Source organism: Corallincola spongiicola (assembly GCF_004284785.1).
GTDB lineage: Bacteria > Pseudomonadota > Gammaproteobacteria > Enterobacterales > Neiellaceae > Corallincola > Corallincola holothuriorum.
Window position 1 is genome coordinate 377,811 of the sequence record NZ_SHLY01000003.1, and the last position, 17,019, is coordinate 394,829.

A 17,019-nucleotide genomic window follows, 5' to 3' on the forward strand; every position below is an offset into this window, starting at 1 on the left:
CGCGTTTGTCGCAGTGCCTGACTAATTTACTCAAGCTCTATCATACAACAGTTGTCACTGAGTCTGAAACACTCTTACTTAACGAGGTGGCGCCGCCCGCGCCAGGCACCAAACTTCGACATGAGCAGCACCCGCCCGATAGAGTTGTTTGGCCATCTCATTGACGGTTGCGCCCGTGGTCATCACATCATCAATAATGGCAATGGATTGGCCATGAAGCGTGCGGGTGACTTGAAACGCACCGCGGACATTCGCTTTGCGTGTTTTGGCATTCAGCTCTCGTTGGCTTTGGGTGTTTTTAGTGCGTTGGCACAAGTGACTATCTAGCCGCAGTTTGTGTTTGCTGGCGATAACCTGAGCCAATAGATGTGACTGATTAAATTGCCTTTGCCGTAAGCGTTTTCGATGTAAAGGAACAGGTACGAGAACGGGATTAACGGTGAGTGCGGCCTGCTCCTGTTGCCTCAGGTGGCAGGCCATTAGGCTGCCCAATAGTTGGCCACAAGCCAGATCGCCGTTGAACTTGAATTGCGCCAGTAACCCTTGAATAGGTGGCTGATAGGGTAAGCAGGCGATCGCTTTGGCGTAGTGGGGAGGGTGTTGCTGGCAACGGCCACATACCTGTTGCTTAGCTTGTGGCAGTGGCTCGGCACAATGTTGGCAGCCGGGTGGCAACCGCGGTAGATCCTGATAACAACAAGCGCACAGGGCATGGTTCAAACGCACTGTTGGTTGCTGACACAGCAGACACCGATTGTTGAGCTGCAGGTCTATTTGTCGCCATAAGCGCTGTAATCCAGGTATTGATTTGATCATAAAACGAGCCTCCTTGCCCTTGTGCCGATAGGCTGGCAACCTATGCCGCCATCATTTAAGGGGTTTATCGCCCCTTAGCGGGATAGTTATCCCTTGAACTACTGTTTAACGAAGAGTTTAGCCTGTATGTCAGAACAAATAAGTGAGGCACCTTATCTTCATGTTGAAACCATAGGCAAGGGGCCCGATCTGGTGATGCTCCATGGTTGGGGGCTCAATGGCTCAGTATGGCAATCGTTAACGGCATTGCTTTCCCAGCACTATACTTTGCATCTGGTTGACCTCCCTGGCTTTGGCGACAGTGAGTTGTTGGCTGATTACCAGTTGCCAGCTCTTGCTAGTCACCTGCTAGCTGCGCTGCCGGAGCGGGCGATTTGGCTGGGATGGTCTTTGGGCGGCTTAGTGGCGACACAGGTGGCACTGATGGCACCCCACAGGGTCAGTCACTTGGTGTTGGTTGCCTCTAGCCCCAAATTTGTTGCCGATGGCCAGTGGCCAGGGATTAAACCTGAGGTCTTACAGCAGTTTCAAACACAGCTAAAGCAGAATTTTAGTCGTACTTTGGAGCGCTTTCTCGCGATCCAGGCAATGGGTAGCCCCACCGCTCGCGACGACGTAAAAGCGCTAAAGCAGCAACTGATGGCGCGGCGAGATCCGCATCCATTGGCTCTCTCCTCTGGCTTAAAATTATTGGAAACAGTCGATCTGCGTTCGCAATTAGCGGATCTGAACCTGCCGATCAGCCGCTTCTATGGTCGTTTAGATGCGCTGGTGCCGGCGGCGGCACAAAGCTTGATTAATGAACTCTGTGTTGGGAATGATGTCTGCTTTAGTAAGGCGTCTCACGCGCCCTTTATCAGTCATGGGGAGCTGTTTGTAGCAGCGCTCATTGATCGTTTAGGAAAGCATTAATTACTTTAGTTTTAGCCGGTTTTGGTTAATAATTGAACATAACCCTGATTGTGTCCGGAGCGAAACCATGGAAATACCCAGTGCAGTAAACTCCGGCGTCGAAGGATTGCGCCGAGCAGAGCAGTCTGTGGCTGAGACTGCTAACAACATAGCTACGCAGGTTGTCACCCCAGAGTCAGAGGGTGAAGAGGTATTAGGAGCAGAGCAGGCGCTGAGCTTAAGTGAAGAGCTAGTCAATCTGCGGGTACAGGAGTTCACCGCGAAAGCGAATGCCCAGGTGATCCAAACCGCTGATGAAGTTATCGGCTCTTTGTTGGATACCAGTGCTTAATAGCGACGGCAGATGTTAATTAACACCTGCCCGATAGGAACCGCGTTATGAATATTGTCATGCCGCAAATGCCCACCGTCCTTGTCAATGTGGCGAACCCACCGACGGACTCGGCGCGCCGTGACAACCAGCTTCGAGAGCTTGTCCCGCAATCCCGGGAGCTGAGCCCCTATAATCGCGAAACTCCACTTGGGGCTGAAAAAGATCAATCCCGTCATATCTCCAATCCGCTGAATTTATCTCAGCAATATGATCTGTCTGACTCTGCGCGCTTCGGTCGTGCGGATATTACCGAGCGGGAGGGCGGTGGTCAGCAACAGCAGGATGGTGAAAAAGAGCAACAACAGCAACAACAACAGGCAGAACAACAACGTCAGGCAAAAGTTGAGCAAGCAGAACTGCAAGTAATTGGTGAGCTGCGCGCCCGTGATCTGGAAGTGAAAGCGCATGAACAGGCGCATGCGTTGGTGGGTGGGCAGTATGCTTCCGCGCCCAGCTATTCGATGGAGCGTGGCCCCGATGGTGTCAGTTATGCGGTATCCGGTGAAGTGCAGATCGATACTTCTGAGGTCAAAGGCGATGCTGAAGCGACGTTGCAGAAGTTGGAAACCGTTGTCGCTGCCGCATTGGCGCCCGCCGAGCCTTCATCACAAGATCGTCAGGTGGCAGCCGAGGCCAGTGCAAAAATTGCCCAGTTACGCAATGACATTGCCCAGCAAGCAATTAATGAATTTGAAAACAGCCTGCGTGGCAATGAAAGCGAGGATGACAATGGTTACGCTGAGCCGCTGTCGACAATCGGTGTACGTTTTTTCCGTCAGCCTTCGGGGGATGAAGTGGATGCTCAGCAACTGACCGATTTTTCTCCAGGTGGCCCCCGCAGTTTGGAGATATCACAAGAGATCCGTGAACGTGGCAGTCGTATTCAAGATTTCTATCAACGGCAAGTGAATGCGTTAGATCGCTCAGGCATATTGGCCACCGCTTAGCGGAGGATATTGATTAAAAAAGCCCGCATCGTTGCGGGCTTTTTGTTTTTACAGGTTTGCCGTGTGCTAACTAACGGCGTTTTGCCTTGGCAAATGCATCGGCAAAAGCACTGTTGACGTTAGCGTTTGGCTGACTTGCCGTACCTTGCTTAGTACTGCGGGGCTTGGTTTGCTGGCTACTTTGACGTCGAGCCGCTTGCGGTTTGCCTTTGTTGTCATTGCTTTGAGTTATCTCGGCATCCATGCGCATCGATAGGCTTATCCGTTTCCGTGGGGCGTCTACTTCAAGCACTTTCACTCTGACTACTTGGCCAGCTTTGACCACGTCACGGGGATCAGAGATAAACTTATCTGCCAGATGAGAGATATGCACCAGACCATCTTGATGCACGCCTATATCGACAAATGCACCAAAATTCGCAACGTTGGTGACGACTCCCTCCAGCGTCATGCCCGGTTTGAGATCCGCCAGGGTTTCAACCCCTTCTTGGAAAGCCGCGGTTGTAAAGGCTGGACGGGGATCGCGTCCCGGTTTTTCCAGCTCTTTAAGAATATCTTTCACTGTTGGTAGGCCAAAGCCTTCGTCAGCAAATAGCACAGGATCCAACTGACGTAGTTTACCCGTGTCTCCCATGACCGAAGTGATGGGGGCATTCACACGTTTGAGGATCTTTTCTACCAAAGGGTAGGCTTCTGGGTGCACTGAGGAGGCGTCCAGTGGATTATCACCCCCGTTTATACGCAGGAAGCCAGCACATTGTTCGAACGCTTTCGGCCCCAGTCGAGGTACCTTCAGTAACTGTTTGCGATTGCGTATCTCACCTTCATTGTCGCGATAGGCAACGATATTGGCGGCGAGCGTGCCATTAAGCCCTGACACGCGTGTCAGCAGCGGGGCAGATGCCGTATTGATATCAACGCCGACACCATTGACACAATCTTCCACCACAGCATCTAGCCCTTTGGCTAGTTGGTTTTGGCTGACGTCATGTTGGTATTGGCCTACGCCGATTGATTTGGGCTCAATCTTCACCAATTCAGCCAACGGATCTTGTAACCGGCGGGCGATGGAGACAGCACCGCGCAGTGATACATCCAAGCCGGGAAACTCCCGCGCAGCAAACTCTGAGGCGGAATAAACCGACGCGCCCGCTTCGCTGACCATCACTTTCTGCAATCTTTGGCCACTACTCATGGCTATTAACTCGCCTGCCAGCTTATCTGTTTCTCTGGATGCGGTGCCGTTACCGACGGCGATCAGCTCAACCCCGTGCTGGCTGCATAACTGGCTGAGTGTTTTCAATGAGGCTTGCCACTGATTGCGCGGTGCATGGGGATAGATGGTATCGGTGGCTAGCAATTTTCCTGTACTGTCGACTACAGCCACTTTCACTCCGGTGCGCAGGCCGGGATCTAAGCCTAAAGTGACTTTACGTCCCGCGGGTGCCGCCATCAGCAGGTCTTTCAGGTTATTGGCGAATACTTTAATCGCTTCCTCTTCGGCGGCCTCGCGGACACGGCTGAGTAGCTCGGTTTCCATGTAGAGGGCGATCTTAATTTTCCAGGTCCACTGTACAACCTGCTTCAACCAGCGGTCGGCCGCGCGGTCTTGAAAGCGGATCTCAAACTGGTTGGCTATCAATGATTCGCAGTGGCTGGTGGCGCTTTTCTCTTCTTGGCCTGGATCGGCATCCAGATTTAGCTGCAGCACACCTTCGTTGCGCCCGCGGAACATCGCCAATGCCCGGTGAGATGGTACGTTTTTAAGTAATTCTGTGTGATCAAAGTAGTCGGAGAACTTGGCGCCCGCTTGCTCTTGTCCTGTTACAACCTGACTCGTGAGCACGGCGTTATGCCACATGTATTCGCGTATGGTTTGCAGCAGGTTGGCATTTTCGGCAAAACGTTCCATCAGGATATAACGGGCACCATCGAGGGCGGCTTTCGTGTCAGCTATGCCTTTGTCGCCATTGATGAATGCCAGTGCTTCCGTTTCCGGCGTCAGTGTCGGATCGGCCAACAGTTTATCCGCTAGCGGTTGCAAGCCCGCCTCGATCGCTATCTGCCCTTTCGTGCGGCGTTTCTGCTTATACGGCAGGTACAACTCTTCAAGGCGGGTTTTGGTATCTGCGGCATTGATCTCGCCTGTCAGGCTCGCTGTCAGCTTACCCTGCTCCTCAATGGCTGTGAGAATAGCTGCGCGGCGTTGTTCTAACTCGCGCAGATAGCCTAGCCGTTGCTCCAAGGTTCTCAGCTGGGTGTCATCGAGGCCGCCGGTGGCCTCTTTACGATAACGGGCAATGAAGGGCACAGTGGAGCCCTCATTAAGCAGATCCACCGCCGCGGTGACCTGGATCTCTTTCACCGACAATTCATCGGCAATGGTCCGGTTAATATTGAGCATCTATTGCATTTACCTGTAGTGAGAATAGGCTGTGGTGCTAGCCAGCGGACGCAAACGCTGCACTCACCCGAAGGGCAGCAGGCTAACCTATTTGGCTGAAAATTGCAGGAGGGTTTTAGATTCAAAATGGCAAAATCGAACTACATCACGCGGGAAGGTTACGATGCGCTGGAGCGTGAGTTGCGTTACCTGTGGAAAGAGGAGCGCCCCCGGGTAACCCAAGCGGTTTCTGAAGCGGCGGCGTTAGGGGACCGCTCAGAGAACGCCGAGTATATCTATGGCAAAAAGAGGTTGCGGGAGATTGATCGTCGGGTCCGGTTTCTAACCAAGCGGCTAGATGCGCTCAATATTGTCTATCCGTCGCCACAGCAGGCGGGGAAAGTCTATTTTGGTGCCTGGGTGCGGCTCGAGGATGAGGCGGGAGAGGAGCAAGTGTTTCGTTTGGTTGGCCCCGATGAGTTTGATCTGCGAGAACGTAAATTGAGCATCGATGCGCCAATGGCCAGAGCACTGCTGGGTAAGCAGGTAGATGACGAGATCAGCGTCAGTACCCCCTCAGGTGAGCAGACCTACTTTATTGTTGAGATCGCTTATGCCCCTTTGAGTTAGCGCTATGCTACTGTTCAGTATAGGGTTAATAGTTTGTAACAATGTTAGTTTTGTCTACAAAACTAACTGGATGACACTATCATCCTAGAAGTAAAACAAGAATGCATTTTATACCGTTTACTGCGGTTCGACAGGAGGTGCTCGTTCATGATCCAGGAAACCACAAAGATCTTGGTGGTCGATGATGATATGCGTTTGCGTGCATTGCTGGAACGCTATTTAGTCGAGCAGGGCTATCAGGTGCGCTCTGCCGCTAATGCCGAGCAGATGGATCGTTATCTGGAGCGGGAAAACTTCCATTTATTGGTGTTAGATTTGATGCTGCCAGGCGAGGATGGCTTGTCCATTTGTCGCCGCTTGCGGCAAAAGGGCACCGAACTGCCTATTGTGATGCTGACCGCGAAAGGCGATGAAGTGGATCGGATCATCGGGCTGGAGATGGGGGCGGATGATTACCTGCCGAAACCGTTTAACCCCCGTGAGTTGTTGGCTCGAATTAAGGCCGTCTTGCGTCGGCAAGTACGCGAAGCACCCGGTGCGCCGTCGTTAACTGAAAATGTGGTGAGCTTCGGTGAATTCAGCCTAAATTTAGCGACGCGAGAGATGAAGCAGGGCGAAGAGTTAATGCCTCTAACCAGTGGCGAATTTGCCGTGTTGAAAGCCTTGGTGACTAATCCTAGAGAGCCGATGTCTAGGGATAAGCTGATGAATCAAGCCCGTGGCCGAGATTACAGCGCCATGGAGCGCTCTATTGATGTTCAGGTATCCAGGCTCCGCCGTATGCTGGAGGAAGACCCGTCGAGTCCACGTTATATCCAGACCGTCTGGGGTTTGGGGTATGTGTTTGTTCCTGATGGCCAACAGCGCTAAGTCCGCTTAATGAAGATTCTTCCCCGTAGTGCCTTCGGGCAGACTGTGTTGTTGATCGGTAGCTTGCTGCTGATCAATCAGCTGGTGTCATATGTCACTGTGGCGCTCTATGTCATCAAACCGAACTATCAGCAGTTGATGCATTTGCTGGGTAACCAGGTGAAAGTCGTTTTTCTGGATGAACCTATTGGCGGCCGAGAGCGCCTGTGGGTACCTCGCGAACTCAGTGAGCGTTTTCACCAAGCCACAGGTATTGAGGCATACACTGAGCCAGCAGCAATGACGAATGGTTTGGAAAATGCTTCCTACTACGCCTTTTTGTCACAACAGATGACAGAAGAGCTGGGGGGGGAAGCGGAAGTTTGGATCGAACAGAACGAAAACTACCGTGTCTGGGTTAAACCGCCGCAGGCACCAAATTTGTGGTTAAGGATCCCGATGAGCGGGCTGGAAGAGACCGCTTTCAGTCCTTTAACCCTTTATCTGGTGGTGATTGGCGTGCTCAGTGTGGTTGGTGGGTGGCTGTTTGCGCGGCAATTGAATAGTCCGTTGAAATCGCTGGAGAAAGCGGCCGCCGCAGTCGGTCGTGGTGAGCATCCTGAGCCGTTGGCTGAACGTGGTGCGTCAGATGTGGTTCAGGTAACTCGTGCGTTCAATCAGATGACCCAAGGGGTGCAGCGTCTGGAGCAGGACAGAGCGCTATTAATGGCGGGCGTGTCTCATGACTTGCGCACACCATTGACCCGTATTCGGTTGGCAACAGAGATGATGTCCCAAGAGGAGGACTATCTGAAAGATGGCATTGTCACGGATATTGAAGATATGAATGCCATCATCGACCAATTTATCGATTATGTACGTCACGACCGTGATGAAACGCTATCGCCAGTGGATCTTAATCATTTGATTAATGATGTCTGTCGTGCGGAGCAAAACAAACTGGAAGAGATTAACTTTCGTCCAGGAGAGATTCCTCCTGTACCCGTCAGGGAAACCAGCTTTAAGCGCGTATTCACTAATTTATTGGACAATGTACACAAATATGGTGGTGGCCGCGTTGAGCTTTCTACCTCGTTTAACCCAAAAGATCAGCTTGTTATGGTGCAGGTTCGAGATTTTGGTCAGGGGATCCCGGAACCATCGATCGAAAAAATGTTCGAACCTTTTACCCAGGGGGATGAGGCGCGAGGCGGTGAGGGCAGTGGCCTTGGCCTAGCGATTATTAAGCGGATCATTGATATGCACGGTGGCAATGTCAGCTTGTCCAATCATCCCAATGGCGGCTTGAACATAGAGATCGCACTATTGGTGACGCACTGATATCTGAGCGCCGTTACTGCAACCGGGAGAGAGGAATGTTAGCTAAGGTAAAACAGTTTTTTAATCAGGTTCAGGGCAATGAAATGCAGCAAACCCAGCTAGACAACAAGTTGGCTGCCACGGCTCTGCTGATCGAAGTCTCCCGTGCTGATGATGACCGCAGCCATGCCGAACAAGAAGCGATATTTCAGCTGTTAAAAAAGCATTTTGAACTGTCTGATGATGAAGTGCGCGAGCTGATCACGACTGCCAATCAAACTTCGGATGATGCCACTTCTTTATATCAGTTCACCTCTACGATAAAGAAAAATGCCAGTCGTGAGCAGCGAGTGAAGCTAATTCATGCATTATGGGTAGTGGCCTATGCTGATGGTGAGGTCGATCCGCAGGAGGAGGCAACCATACGCAAAGTTGCCGATCTGCTTTATGTCAGTCATAGCGATTATATTCAGGCGAAATTGCAGGCCGAATAGCCTCAGCTCGTGCCTCACCTCGAGCTATTTCAGTAAAGCTAGTTTCTGTTTTCTGGTTAATTTTTTAAGCTGCACTTCCCGTTGGCTGGCCGCCGCTCGGTCGACCTGGGGTTCTTGGTAAACCAGAGACACTGGTCGCCGTGGACGGGTGTAGCGAGCCCCTTTTTTATTGCAGTGATTATGCTCATGGACGCGTCGTTGCAGATCGGTGGTTATCCCTGTGTATAGCGAATCATCAGCGCATCGCAGCATATAGACAAACCAAGTGGGCGTAGCTTCATTTTCAGACATGGGGCTTATTGTGGTGAATTGTTGCGACAAGGTAAAGCCGCCTCACTATGCAAAAAGCCACCCGAAGGTGGCTTATCATGCATGGTGAACCCTGCTAGTTAGTCCAGCTTAGGACCAGCCTCGACGAGGCGTTTACCTTCGTCATTATCAGTAAACTTGGTAAAGTTCTTAATGAACAGCTCACCAAGATGCTGTGCCTTGCGTTCCCACTCCACAGGATCTGAATAAGTGTCCCGTGGATCAAGAATGCTGCTGTCTACCTCAGGTAAAGCGGTAGGCACTTGCAGATCAAAGATCGGCAGTTGCTTGGTTTCCGCACTCTCAATGGAGCCGTCCAGAATGGCATCAATGATGGCGCGGGTATCTTTAATTGATATCCGCTTACCTGTGCCGTTCCAACCAGTGTTTACTAGGTAAGCTGACGCGCCTGCTGCTTCCATCCGCTTCACTAACTCTTCACCGTATTTGGTTGGGTGTAGAGTTAGGAATGCGGCACCAAAACAAGCAGAGAAGGTGGGTGTCGGCTCAGTGATACCACGCTCTGTACCGGCCAACTTGGCGGTAAAGCCAGACAAGAAGTGATATTTAGTCTGTTCCGGCGTCAGTTTCGCTACCGGCGGCAGTACCCCAAATGCATCGGCGGTTAAAAAGATCACTTTTTGGGCGTGACCAGCTTTGTTTTCTACCGTGATGTTTTCAATATGGTTGAGTGGGTAGGAAACGCGGGTATTTTCTGTGGTGGAGCCATCATCAAAGTCGATCTTGCCATTGGCATCCACGGTGACGTTCTCTAACAGCGCATCACGCTTGATGGCGTTATAGATATCAGGCTCATTCTCTTTGCACAAGCGAATGGTCTTAGCGTAGCAGCCGCCTTCGAAATTGAAGACGCCATCATCATCCCAGCCATGCTCGTCATCACCGATCAATGCCCGTTTAGGGTCAGCAGACAAGGTAGTTTTACCGGTGCCAGACAGGCCAAAGAACACCGCGACGTCATCCTCTTTACCAACGTTGGCGGAACAGTGCATCGATGCCATGCCGTTTAGCGGCAGGTAGTAGTTCATTAGTGCGAACATGCCTTTCTTCATCTCGCCGCCATACCAGGTACCACCGATCAGTTGTAATTTTTCGGTCAGGTTGAAGGCAACGAAGTTTTCTGAATTAAGGCCGTGTTTTTCCCAGTTTGGGTTGGTGGTTTTTGCACCATTGAGAACCACAAAATCTGGTTCGAACCCCACCAGTTCTTCGGGCTCAGGGCGAATGAACATGTTCTTCACAAAGTGCGCTTGCCATGCCACTTCAGTGATAATGCGGACTTTCATGCGAGTGCTTTCATTGGCACCACAGAACGCATCAATAACAAATAGACGTTTGCCTGATAGCTCGTCCATCACCAAATCTTTCAGATCATCCCAAACCGCTTTATCAATTGGCTTGTTATCATTTTTTGCTTTGTCGGATGTCCACCAAATTGTGTCGCGGGTGACATCGTCCTTAACGATAAATTTATCTTTGGGTGAGCGGCCGGTGAATATGCCGGTATTGACGCTGACAGCGTCCAGTTCGGTGAGTACGCCGCGTTCAAATCCCTCTAGATTTGGGTTGGTTTCTTCGGCGAAAAGTTCTTCATAGGAAGGGTTGTAGACGATCTCCTGTACCTCGGTAATACCGTACTTCGACAGGTCAAGCTGTTTTGCTAGCGCCTTATTGGTTGCAATATCCATAGGGGCGTCTCCTGTAGGGTCAGATTTTTATGTTTTAGTGCTTTTGTACAGAGTTTTAGTCTGAGCTTTGTATTAGAGTTTTTGCTCAGTTTTTATACTTTAACAAGAATTCTAGACCTACCGGCAGTTTTAATTACGATTTAAATCAAAAAAATTGCCGCAAGTGGCTGCGGCAGCTGTCAACTTTTCATTAATGTGCGCTCTGATCCCCTAAAGGAGCGCTATTGGAGAACAGAGCTTCGATATCGATGGCATCGAAATTTTGCTGTTCTCGACAATACTCGCAGGTGATCTCAACCATGCCCAGTTCTTCTATCAAACTGTCTAACTCGGCTTTGGGCATGCTTCTTAGGGCTGCCGCGGTGCGTTCACGACTACAACCGCAATGGAATTGAACTGGCTGTGGTTCAAATAGCCTGACCTCTTCTTGATGATAGAGGCGATGTAAAATCTCATTGGCAGAGAGTGTAAAAAGCTCTTGCTGTTTTATTGTCTCGGTCAGCTTCGCCAGATGGTCAAACTCTTCCCGCGCCTGTTCTGCAACCGGCAGGATCTGTAACAACATACCACCGCACTGTTTGCTATCAGCAAACAACTGGATCTGTGTCGCCAGCTGTTCAGATTGCTGGAAATAGCTTTCTATGGTGTTGGCCAACGACGTTTCATCGAGTCCGACAACGCCTTGGTAGCGCTCTCCCTGCTCTGGCGCAATGGTGATCACCATATGGCCTTTGCCAACTAGCTCCTGCAAAGTCACGCCCTCAGGTGTGCCTTCAAATCGTGCGACGCCGCGCATCCGCTGCTGGTGATCGCCATTGATCACCGCAAGCCTTACCGGGCCATCGCCTTGTAGCTGTACCGTAATATGACCTTCAAACTTTAGTGTCGCCGTCAGTAGACTGGTGACAGCCAGCAGCTCCCCCAGCAGGGTCGCTATAGCTGGCGGATAGGCATGATTCTTAATCATCTGCTGGTAGGCATCTTCAATTTGTACAAGCTCGCCACGAACATTGGCTTGTTCAAAAAGGTAACGATATAAGGCATCAGGTTGTTTTTGTGCGGCGCTGGACATAATGGCTCCCAGATATACGATTATTGGTTTTTCACTCTGAGCAGTTGGCGGCGCTGTTTCTTATCCGGCTTGCGATCAGGGTGGGGCATCTGATCTGCGCTCAGTTTGCGCAGCTCTGCCCGTTGTTTACGAGTATTGATACTCTTTTCTGTTTCTCGATACAGTAATTGTGCTTCAGGTGCACCGCGTCGCCGATCGGACAGTTGTTCGACAATGATCTCTTTCTCATCAATCCCTTGACGGAGTGTGAGCACCGCGCCCACTTCTACCGTACGGGAGGGTTTACAACGTTGACCGTTATAGTGAACTTTACCGCCCTGCACGATGTCACGAGCCAAGGCGCGCGTTTTATAAAAACGTGCCGCCCACAGCCATTTGTCCAAGCGGACACTGTCCGTTTCACACTGTACTTTCTTCATCTATTGTTAACCCTAACAGGCTAAGGGATTGACGGGCTTCACTGTTTACGTGCAGAAGCGCGAAAACTACCATATTTATATGATATAAACCACGGACTGGATGTTGCGCCAAAAACTTGGCGCATTTTTCACCAGTAGATAAGTTTTAGTCGTTAGATCTGGATTGATAAAAGCAATTACAAGGGCTTGGGATGGATTTCGTTGCTCAATTTGAGCGTTATTGGCAGAAGGTTCCCCACCAGCTTGCAGCGTTTTGGCTCTGCTGGCTGTTTGTGGTTTATCTTATTTACCTAACTGCACGTCTGACATGGGCATTATTACCTGTGAGCGCTAATGCCGAGCAGTGGCAGCCTCCGCAAGTGAGCTCTCTTGGTGCCAATGATCCTGGCATCAACCTTTCCAACATCTTGTCGCTGAACCTGTTTGGTCAGTATCAAGCGGTTAAGCCGCAGGTGCAGCAACAAGTTACCAAGGCACCAGAGACCAAGCTCAATTTGACTTTGACCGGTGTGGTTGCCAGTACGGATGTAAAATTCAGTGCGGCGATTATCGAAAATGGTGGCAAGCAAGCGACCTATTTTATTGGCGACAAGATTGATAAAACCAGCGCCACGTTGCGCGAGATCCACCCTGACAGAGTGATCCTGCGTAACCGGGGGAGTCATGAGACCTTGATGTTAGCCGGTATTGATTACAGTGGGACTGAGCGAGCAGCGAAGAAGCCGCCGAAGGCCACACCGCGCCAACAAGTGGATCAACGTCGCAATCGGCGCTTAACCGAAAGCCTGCGGAAAACTAAAGACGCAGCTAAAAGTAATGAAGATCTGATAGGTAAGTTAACCGACTATATTCGCGTGTCGCCGGTCAAAGAGGAAGGCGCGCTGAAGGGCTTTCGGGTTAACCCTGGTAAAGATCACGAAATGTTTCAAAGCATGGGCTTACAGCCGAATGACCTGGCTGTTGGTATCAATGGACTTGACCTGACCGATATGGGGCAGGCGATGAGTGTAATGGATGAGTTACCGGAAATGGACGAGATATCATTAACGATTGAGCGTGATGGTCAACAGTATGAGATTTTATTTTCGCTTCCGGGTGAACAGTAATGATGAGGGACGTTAAGGTGCAGTTATCTAAGAACCTCCGTTTAAGCTACAAGCTAATACGAGGCGTGTTTGCAGCCATTGTTATCACCTTTGTGGCCCAGGCTTCTGCTGCGGAGTATTCCGCCAGCTTTAAGGGCACGGATATTGAGGAATTTATCAATATTGTTGGTAAAAACCTCAATAAGACCATCATTATTGATCCCGGTGTACGCGGAAAGGTGAATGTTCGCAGTTATGATCTGTTAACTGAGCCGCAGTATTACCAGTTTTTCCTTAATGTACTCGAAGTGTATGGCTACGCCGTGGTGGAGATGGATAACGGCATAGTTAAGGTGATCAAAAACAAAGACGCTAAAACGGCGGCAATTCCTGTAGTCGGGGATCGCAATCCAGGTAAAGGCGACGAATTTGTTACCCGCGTTGTGCAGGTGAAAAACGTATCAGTAAGGGAATTAGCCCCACTGTTACGTCAGCTCAATGATAACGCTGGCGGCGGTAACGTGGTGCACTACGACCCATCCAATGTGATTATGCTGACTGGCCGTGCCGCGGTTGTGAATCGCTTGGTTGAAATCATTCGACTGGTGGATAAAGCCGGTGACCAGGAAGTTGAAATTGTTAAGTTGAATTTTGCTTCTGCCGCAGAAATGGTGCGGATCACCGATAACCTGCTGCGAACGACTGGCGGTAAAGAAACGACACCAGGGTTTTTAAAGCCGAAAGTGGTGGCTGATGAACGAACTAACAGTGTACTGGTGTCAGGTGAGCCCAAAGCCCGTGAGCGTATTGTCGCTCTGATCCGTCGTTTGGATAATGAGTTAGAAACCGACGGTAACACCAAGGTGTTTTACCTCAAATACGCTCAATCTCCAGATATGGTTGCTTTGCTTAAAGGGGTTAGCGACACCATTGCGCAAGAGGCCTCTGGTGGTGGTAAAGCGAAGAAGACCTCCCAGCGCAATATCTCTATTGAAGCCCATGAAGACAGCAATGCCTTGGTTATCACCGCGCAGCCAGACATGATGCGTACCCTAGAAGGGGTGATCCGTTCGTTGGATATTCGCCGTGCCCAGGTGTTAGTGGAAGCGATTATTGTTGAAGTTCAGGATGGCGATGGTATTAACCTCGGCGTGCAATGGTTCTCCGAAGATGTCGGCTTAATGCAGTGGAATAACGGTTCGCAAGCACCGGTATCTTCCCTTTGGGCTGGTCAACGTGAGTACCAGAGCGGCCAGGATGGCACCACGACGACAGTGATTGCGCCTGATGGCACACAAACAACTACTACGACACCCGGTGATGACGGTGATGTTAGTCTGCTAGCGCAGGTGTTAGGCAATATCAACGGCATCATGGTGGGTTCGATTAACGACGACTGGGCGGCTGTGGTGCAGGCGGTGAGTAGTACTACTAACTCCAACATTCTTGCTACGCCTTCTATTACCACCCTGGATAATCAAGAAGCCTATTTCATTGTTGGTCAGGATGTACCGGTATTGACCGGTTCTACGGCCTCTTCTAACAATGCCAACCCGTTCCAGACCATTGAGCGTCAGGAAGTGGGTGTGAAGTTGAAAGTGACGCCGCAGATTAACGAAGGCAACGCGGTTCAGTTAGTGATTGAGCAGGAAGTCTCGAGTATCTCAGGTACCACGGAAGTGGATATCACCATTAACAAGCGTGAACTGAAAACCACTGTGATGGCTGATGATGGCGGTACCATTGTGCTCGGCGGTTTGATCGATGAAGACGCGCAAGAGAGCGTCTCGAAAGTGCCACTGTTGGGTGATATTCCTTGGATTGGTGAGCTGTTCCGCAGCACTAGTACAACTAAGCGTAAGCGTAACCTGTTGGTGTTTATTCGTCCCACCATTGTCCGCGACGATATGACGATGAATGAGATAAGTAATCGCAAGTACAACTTCATCCGTGCGCAGCAGTTGCGTAAGTACGACGAAGGCTTACGACATCTCGATGCCAATACGCCATTACTGCCGGAATGGAAGTCCGCCGATCTGCCACCGCCAAGCTTTGAAGACTTCATGCGCGAACGTATGGAGCAGGAAGCGGAGCTACGTCGCTTAGAAGAGCAGGATTAAGCATGGCTGAACTAAATCAAACACAAGAGTCAGAGGCGCTTCAGCCAGCGCCATCCTTGGATGAGTTGGCGGCAGATCCTGAACTGGGTGAAGAGCTCTCTGAGCAGGAGTTATCCGGCTTAGTGTTGCCATTCGCCTATGCTAAACGTAATCAGGTGGTCTTAGAGCAGCAACACGACGGCTGGCAGGCACATTTTGCTGGCGTGCTACCGATTGATGTCCTGGCCGAAGTGCGGCGATTTGCTGCCGCGCCAGTGCGTTTCACTCAGCTTGAAGAAGCTGACTTCGAACAGATGTTAACCGCGGTTTATCAGCGTGACTCCAGTGCTGCACAGCAGCTGATGGAAGATATCGGTAGTGAAATGGATCTGTTTTCACTGGCGGATGAGCTGCCGGAAACAGAGGATCTACTTGAGGGCGAAGATGACGCCCCGATCATCAAGCTGATCAACGCCATGCTGTCGGAAGCGATTAAAGAGGGCGCATCAGATATCCATATCGAGACCTTTGAAACCTCGCTGATTATTCGTTTCCGGATTGACGGTGTGTTGAAAGAGGTACTGCGGCCGAACCGTAAATTGGCCAATATTCTGGTTTCCCGCGTGAAGGTTATGTCAAAGCTTGATATTGCCGAGAAACGTGTGCCGCAAGATGGTCGAATTTCACTACGTATTGGTGGTCGTGCTGTTGATGTGCGGGTATCAACTATGCCGTCAAGTCATGGTGAACGCGTGGTGTTGCGATTACTGGATAAGAACGCCGCGCAGTTGGACTTAGAACAGTTGGGAATGACCGAGCGTAATCGCTCCATTTTCCAGGAACTGATCCATCGTCCTCACGGTATTATTCTGGTCACCGGTCCTACTGGCTCAGGTAAAAGTACAACTTTGTATGCCGGTCTCAGTCGCATTAACAGTAAAGACCGCAATATTCTGACGGTAGAAGATCCGGTGGAATTCGATCTGGATGGTATTGGCCAAACTCAGGTCAATCCGAAAGTTGATATGACTTTTGCCCGCGGATTAAGGGCTATCTTACGTCAGGATCCTGATGTGGTGATGATTGGTGAGATCCGTGATTTGGAAACCGCCCAGATCGCCGTACAAGCCAGTTTGACCGGTCACTTGGTTCTCTCCACCTTGCACACTAATACCGCTGCGGGCGCCGTGACCCGTATGGCGGACATGGGCGTGGTTCCGTTCCTATTGAGCTCCAGTCTGTTGGCTGTATTAGCACAGCGCTTAGTGCGTACTTTGTGTAAAGAGTGTAAGCAGCCGCAACAAGCCACTGACGCTGAACTCGAGTTGATGGGCTTACCGCCTACCACAGAGCAGGTTATTTACCATCCGGCCGGGTGTCCTGCGTGCAACAATAATGGCTATCGTGGTCGAACCGGGATACACGAGTTGCTAGTGGTCGATGAGCAAGTACGCGAGTTAATCCACAATGACGCCGGCGAACAACATATTGAAAAGTATGTACGCGAGTTTACTCCCAGTATTCGTCAGGACGGCATTGATAAAGTGCTGCTTGGCCAAACATCGTTAGAAGAGATTCTGCGTGTGACACGCGAGGAATAAT

At 50.7% G+C, this 17,019-nt stretch carries 16 protein-coding genes; 10 read left to right on the forward strand and 6 right to left on the reverse strand.

Features of this window, described 5'->3' with window-relative positions:
* Positions 1–78: 78 nt before the first annotated feature.
* Complete coding sequence (locus EXY25_RS11990) at positions 79–816, reverse strand: ComFC family protein (protein ID WP_114337720.1); 738 nt, start codon at positions 814–816, stop codon at positions 79–81.
* Positions 817–942: 126 nt separating this feature from the next.
* On the opposite strand from EXY25_RS11990, the gene bioH reads away from it, so the two are divergent.
* From bioH to EXY25_RS12005, 3 genes are all read left to right on the forward strand, one after another.
* On the forward strand, positions 943–1,728 hold the full coding sequence (gene bioH, locus EXY25_RS11995; RefSeq protein ID WP_130566949.1) for a pimeloyl-ACP methyl ester esterase BioH: 786 nt from the start codon (positions 943–945) through the stop codon (positions 1,726–1,728).
* A 67-nt stretch (positions 1,729–1,795) separates the two neighbouring features.
* Positions 1,796–2,059, forward strand: coding sequence for a flagellar biosynthesis protein FlgE (locus EXY25_RS12000; protein ID WP_130566950.1), 264 nt, complete (start codon positions 1,796–1,798; stop codon positions 2,057–2,059).
* Positions 2,060–2,106: 47 nt separating this feature from the next.
* The gene (locus EXY25_RS12005; protein ID WP_130566951.1) at positions 2,107–3,048 is read left to right on the forward strand and encodes a putative metalloprotease CJM1_0395 family protein; all 942 of its coding nucleotides are present in this window, start codon (positions 2,107–2,109) and stop codon (positions 3,046–3,048) included.
* 70 nt (positions 3,049–3,118) lie between these two features.
* On the opposite strand, the gene EXY25_RS12010 is transcribed toward EXY25_RS12005, so the two are convergent.
* On the reverse strand, positions 3,119–5,452 hold the full coding sequence (locus EXY25_RS12010) for a Tex family protein (protein WP_130566952.1): 2,334 nt from the start codon (positions 5,450–5,452) through the stop codon (positions 3,119–3,121).
* Positions 5,453–5,578: 126 nt separating this feature from the next.
* Between EXY25_RS12010 and greB the strand changes: the two genes are divergently transcribed.
* The 4 genes from greB (at position 5,579) to EXY25_RS12030 (ending at position 8,724) form a co-directional block, all read left to right on the forward strand.
* Positions 5,579–6,061 carry a transcription elongation factor GreB gene (gene greB, locus EXY25_RS12015; RefSeq protein ID WP_114337725.1) on the forward strand — a complete coding sequence of 161 codons (483 nt, stop codon included), beginning with the start codon at positions 5,579–5,581 and terminating at the stop codon, positions 6,059–6,061.
* Positions 6,062–6,208: 147 nt separating this feature from the next.
* On the forward strand, positions 6,209–6,931 hold the full coding sequence (ompR, locus tag EXY25_RS12020; RefSeq protein WP_130566953.1) for an osmolarity response regulator transcription factor OmpR: 723 nt from the start codon (positions 6,209–6,211) through the stop codon (positions 6,929–6,931).
* Between the two features lie 9 nt (positions 6,932–6,940).
* On the forward strand, positions 6,941–8,251 hold the full coding sequence (gene envZ / locus EXY25_RS12025; protein ID WP_114337727.1) for a two-component system sensor histidine kinase EnvZ: 1,311 nt from the start codon (positions 6,941–6,943) through the stop codon (positions 8,249–8,251).
* A 35-nt stretch (positions 8,252–8,286) separates the two neighbouring features.
* Entirely contained in the window at positions 8,287–8,724 is a 438-nt protein-coding gene (locus EXY25_RS12030) for a tellurite resistance TerB family protein (RefSeq protein WP_114337728.1), read from the forward strand.
* 24 nt (positions 8,725–8,748) lie between these two features.
* Here EXY25_RS12030 and EXY25_RS12035 read toward each other — a convergent pair whose 3' ends face one another.
* The 4 genes from EXY25_RS12035 to hslR all read right to left on the reverse strand — a co-directional run bounded on the left by EXY25_RS12035 (position 8,749) and on the right by hslR (position 12,233).
* Positions 8,749–9,045 carry a GIY-YIG nuclease family protein gene (locus EXY25_RS12035; RefSeq protein WP_246019549.1) on the reverse strand — a complete coding sequence of 99 codons (297 nt, stop codon included), beginning with the start codon at positions 9,043–9,045 and terminating at the stop codon, positions 8,749–8,751.
* Between the two features lie 68 nt (positions 9,046–9,113).
* Entirely contained in the window at positions 9,114–10,742 is a 1,629-nt protein-coding gene (gene pckA / locus EXY25_RS12040) for a phosphoenolpyruvate carboxykinase (ATP) (RefSeq protein ID WP_130566955.1), read from the reverse strand.
* A gap of 190 nt (positions 10,743–10,932) precedes the next feature.
* Positions 10,933–11,814, reverse strand: coding sequence for an Hsp33 family molecular chaperone HslO (gene hslO / locus EXY25_RS12045; protein ID WP_114337730.1), 882 nt, complete (start codon positions 11,812–11,814; stop codon positions 10,933–10,935).
* A gap of 20 nt (positions 11,815–11,834) precedes the next feature.
* Positions 11,835–12,233: a ribosome-associated heat shock protein Hsp15 gene (hslR, locus tag EXY25_RS12050; RefSeq protein ID WP_130566956.1), complete on the reverse strand. Its 399-nt coding sequence runs from the start codon at positions 12,231–12,233 to the stop codon at positions 11,835–11,837.
* A 191-nt stretch (positions 12,234–12,424) separates the two neighbouring features.
* Here hslR and gspC point away from each other — a divergent pair, with 191 nt between their 5' ends.
* The 3 genes from gspC to gspE are packed head-to-tail and all read left to right on the forward strand — an operon-like array spanning position 12,425 to position 17,018.
* Complete coding sequence (gspC, locus tag EXY25_RS12055) at positions 12,425–13,339, forward strand: type II secretion system protein GspC (protein WP_114337732.1); 915 nt, start codon at positions 12,425–12,427, stop codon at positions 13,337–13,339.
* 2 nt (positions 13,340–13,341) lie between these two features.
* A complete protein-coding gene (gspD, locus tag EXY25_RS12060; protein ID WP_130566984.1) occupies positions 13,342–15,438 on the forward strand; it encodes a type II secretion system secretin GspD in 2,097 nt (698 codons plus the stop codon).
* Between the two features lie 2 nt (positions 15,439–15,440).
* Positions 15,441–17,018: a type II secretion system ATPase GspE gene (gene gspE / locus EXY25_RS12065; RefSeq protein ID WP_130566957.1), complete on the forward strand. Its 1,578-nt coding sequence runs from the start codon at positions 15,441–15,443 to the stop codon at positions 17,016–17,018.
* Position 17,019: the final 1 nt, after the last annotated feature.

What these genes read in the sequence shown, in the direction of transcription:
- EXY25_RS11990 (WP_114337720.1), bottom strand. Translation starts at nt 816, where the DNA reads ATGATCAAATCAATACCTGGATTACAGCGCTTATGGCGACAAATAGAC.
- bioH (WP_130566949.1), top strand. Translation starts at nt 943, where the DNA reads ATGTCAGAACAAATAAGTGAGGCACCTTATCTTCATGTTGAAACCATA.
- EXY25_RS12000 (WP_130566950.1), top strand. Translation starts at nt 1,796, where the DNA reads ATGGAAATACCCAGTGCAGTAAACTCCGGCGTCGAAGGATTGCGCCGA.
- EXY25_RS12005 (WP_130566951.1), top strand. Translation starts at nt 2,107, where the DNA reads ATGAATATTGTCATGCCGCAAATGCCCACCGTCCTTGTCAATGTGGCG.
- EXY25_RS12010 (WP_130566952.1), bottom strand. Translation starts at nt 5,452, where the DNA reads ATGCTCAATATTAACCGGACCATTGCCGATGAATTGTCGGTGAAAGAG.
- greB (WP_114337725.1), top strand. Translation starts at nt 5,579, where the DNA reads ATGGCAAAATCGAACTACATCACGCGGGAAGGTTACGATGCGCTGGAG.
- ompR (WP_130566953.1), top strand. Translation starts at nt 6,209, where the DNA reads ATGATCCAGGAAACCACAAAGATCTTGGTGGTCGATGATGATATGCGT.
- envZ (WP_114337727.1), top strand. Translation starts at nt 6,941, where the DNA reads ATGAAGATTCTTCCCCGTAGTGCCTTCGGGCAGACTGTGTTGTTGATC.
- EXY25_RS12030 (WP_114337728.1), top strand. Translation starts at nt 8,287, where the DNA reads ATGTTAGCTAAGGTAAAACAGTTTTTTAATCAGGTTCAGGGCAATGAA.
- pckA (WP_130566955.1), bottom strand. Translation starts at nt 10,742, where the DNA reads ATGGATATTGCAACCAATAAGGCGCTAGCAAAACAGCTTGACCTGTCG.
- hslO (WP_114337730.1), bottom strand. Translation starts at nt 11,814, where the DNA reads ATGTCCAGCGCCGCACAAAAACAACCTGATGCCTTATATCGTTACCTT.
- hslR (WP_130566956.1), bottom strand. Translation starts at nt 12,233, where the DNA reads ATGAAGAAAGTACAGTGTGAAACGGACAGTGTCCGCTTGGACAAATGG.
- gspC (WP_114337732.1), top strand. Translation starts at nt 12,425, where the DNA reads ATGGATTTCGTTGCTCAATTTGAGCGTTATTGGCAGAAGGTTCCCCAC.
- gspD (WP_130566984.1), top strand. Translation starts at nt 13,342, where the DNA reads ATGAGGGACGTTAAGGTGCAGTTATCTAAGAACCTCCGTTTAAGCTAC.
- gspE (WP_130566957.1), top strand. Translation starts at nt 15,441, where the DNA reads ATGGCTGAACTAAATCAAACACAAGAGTCAGAGGCGCTTCAGCCAGCG.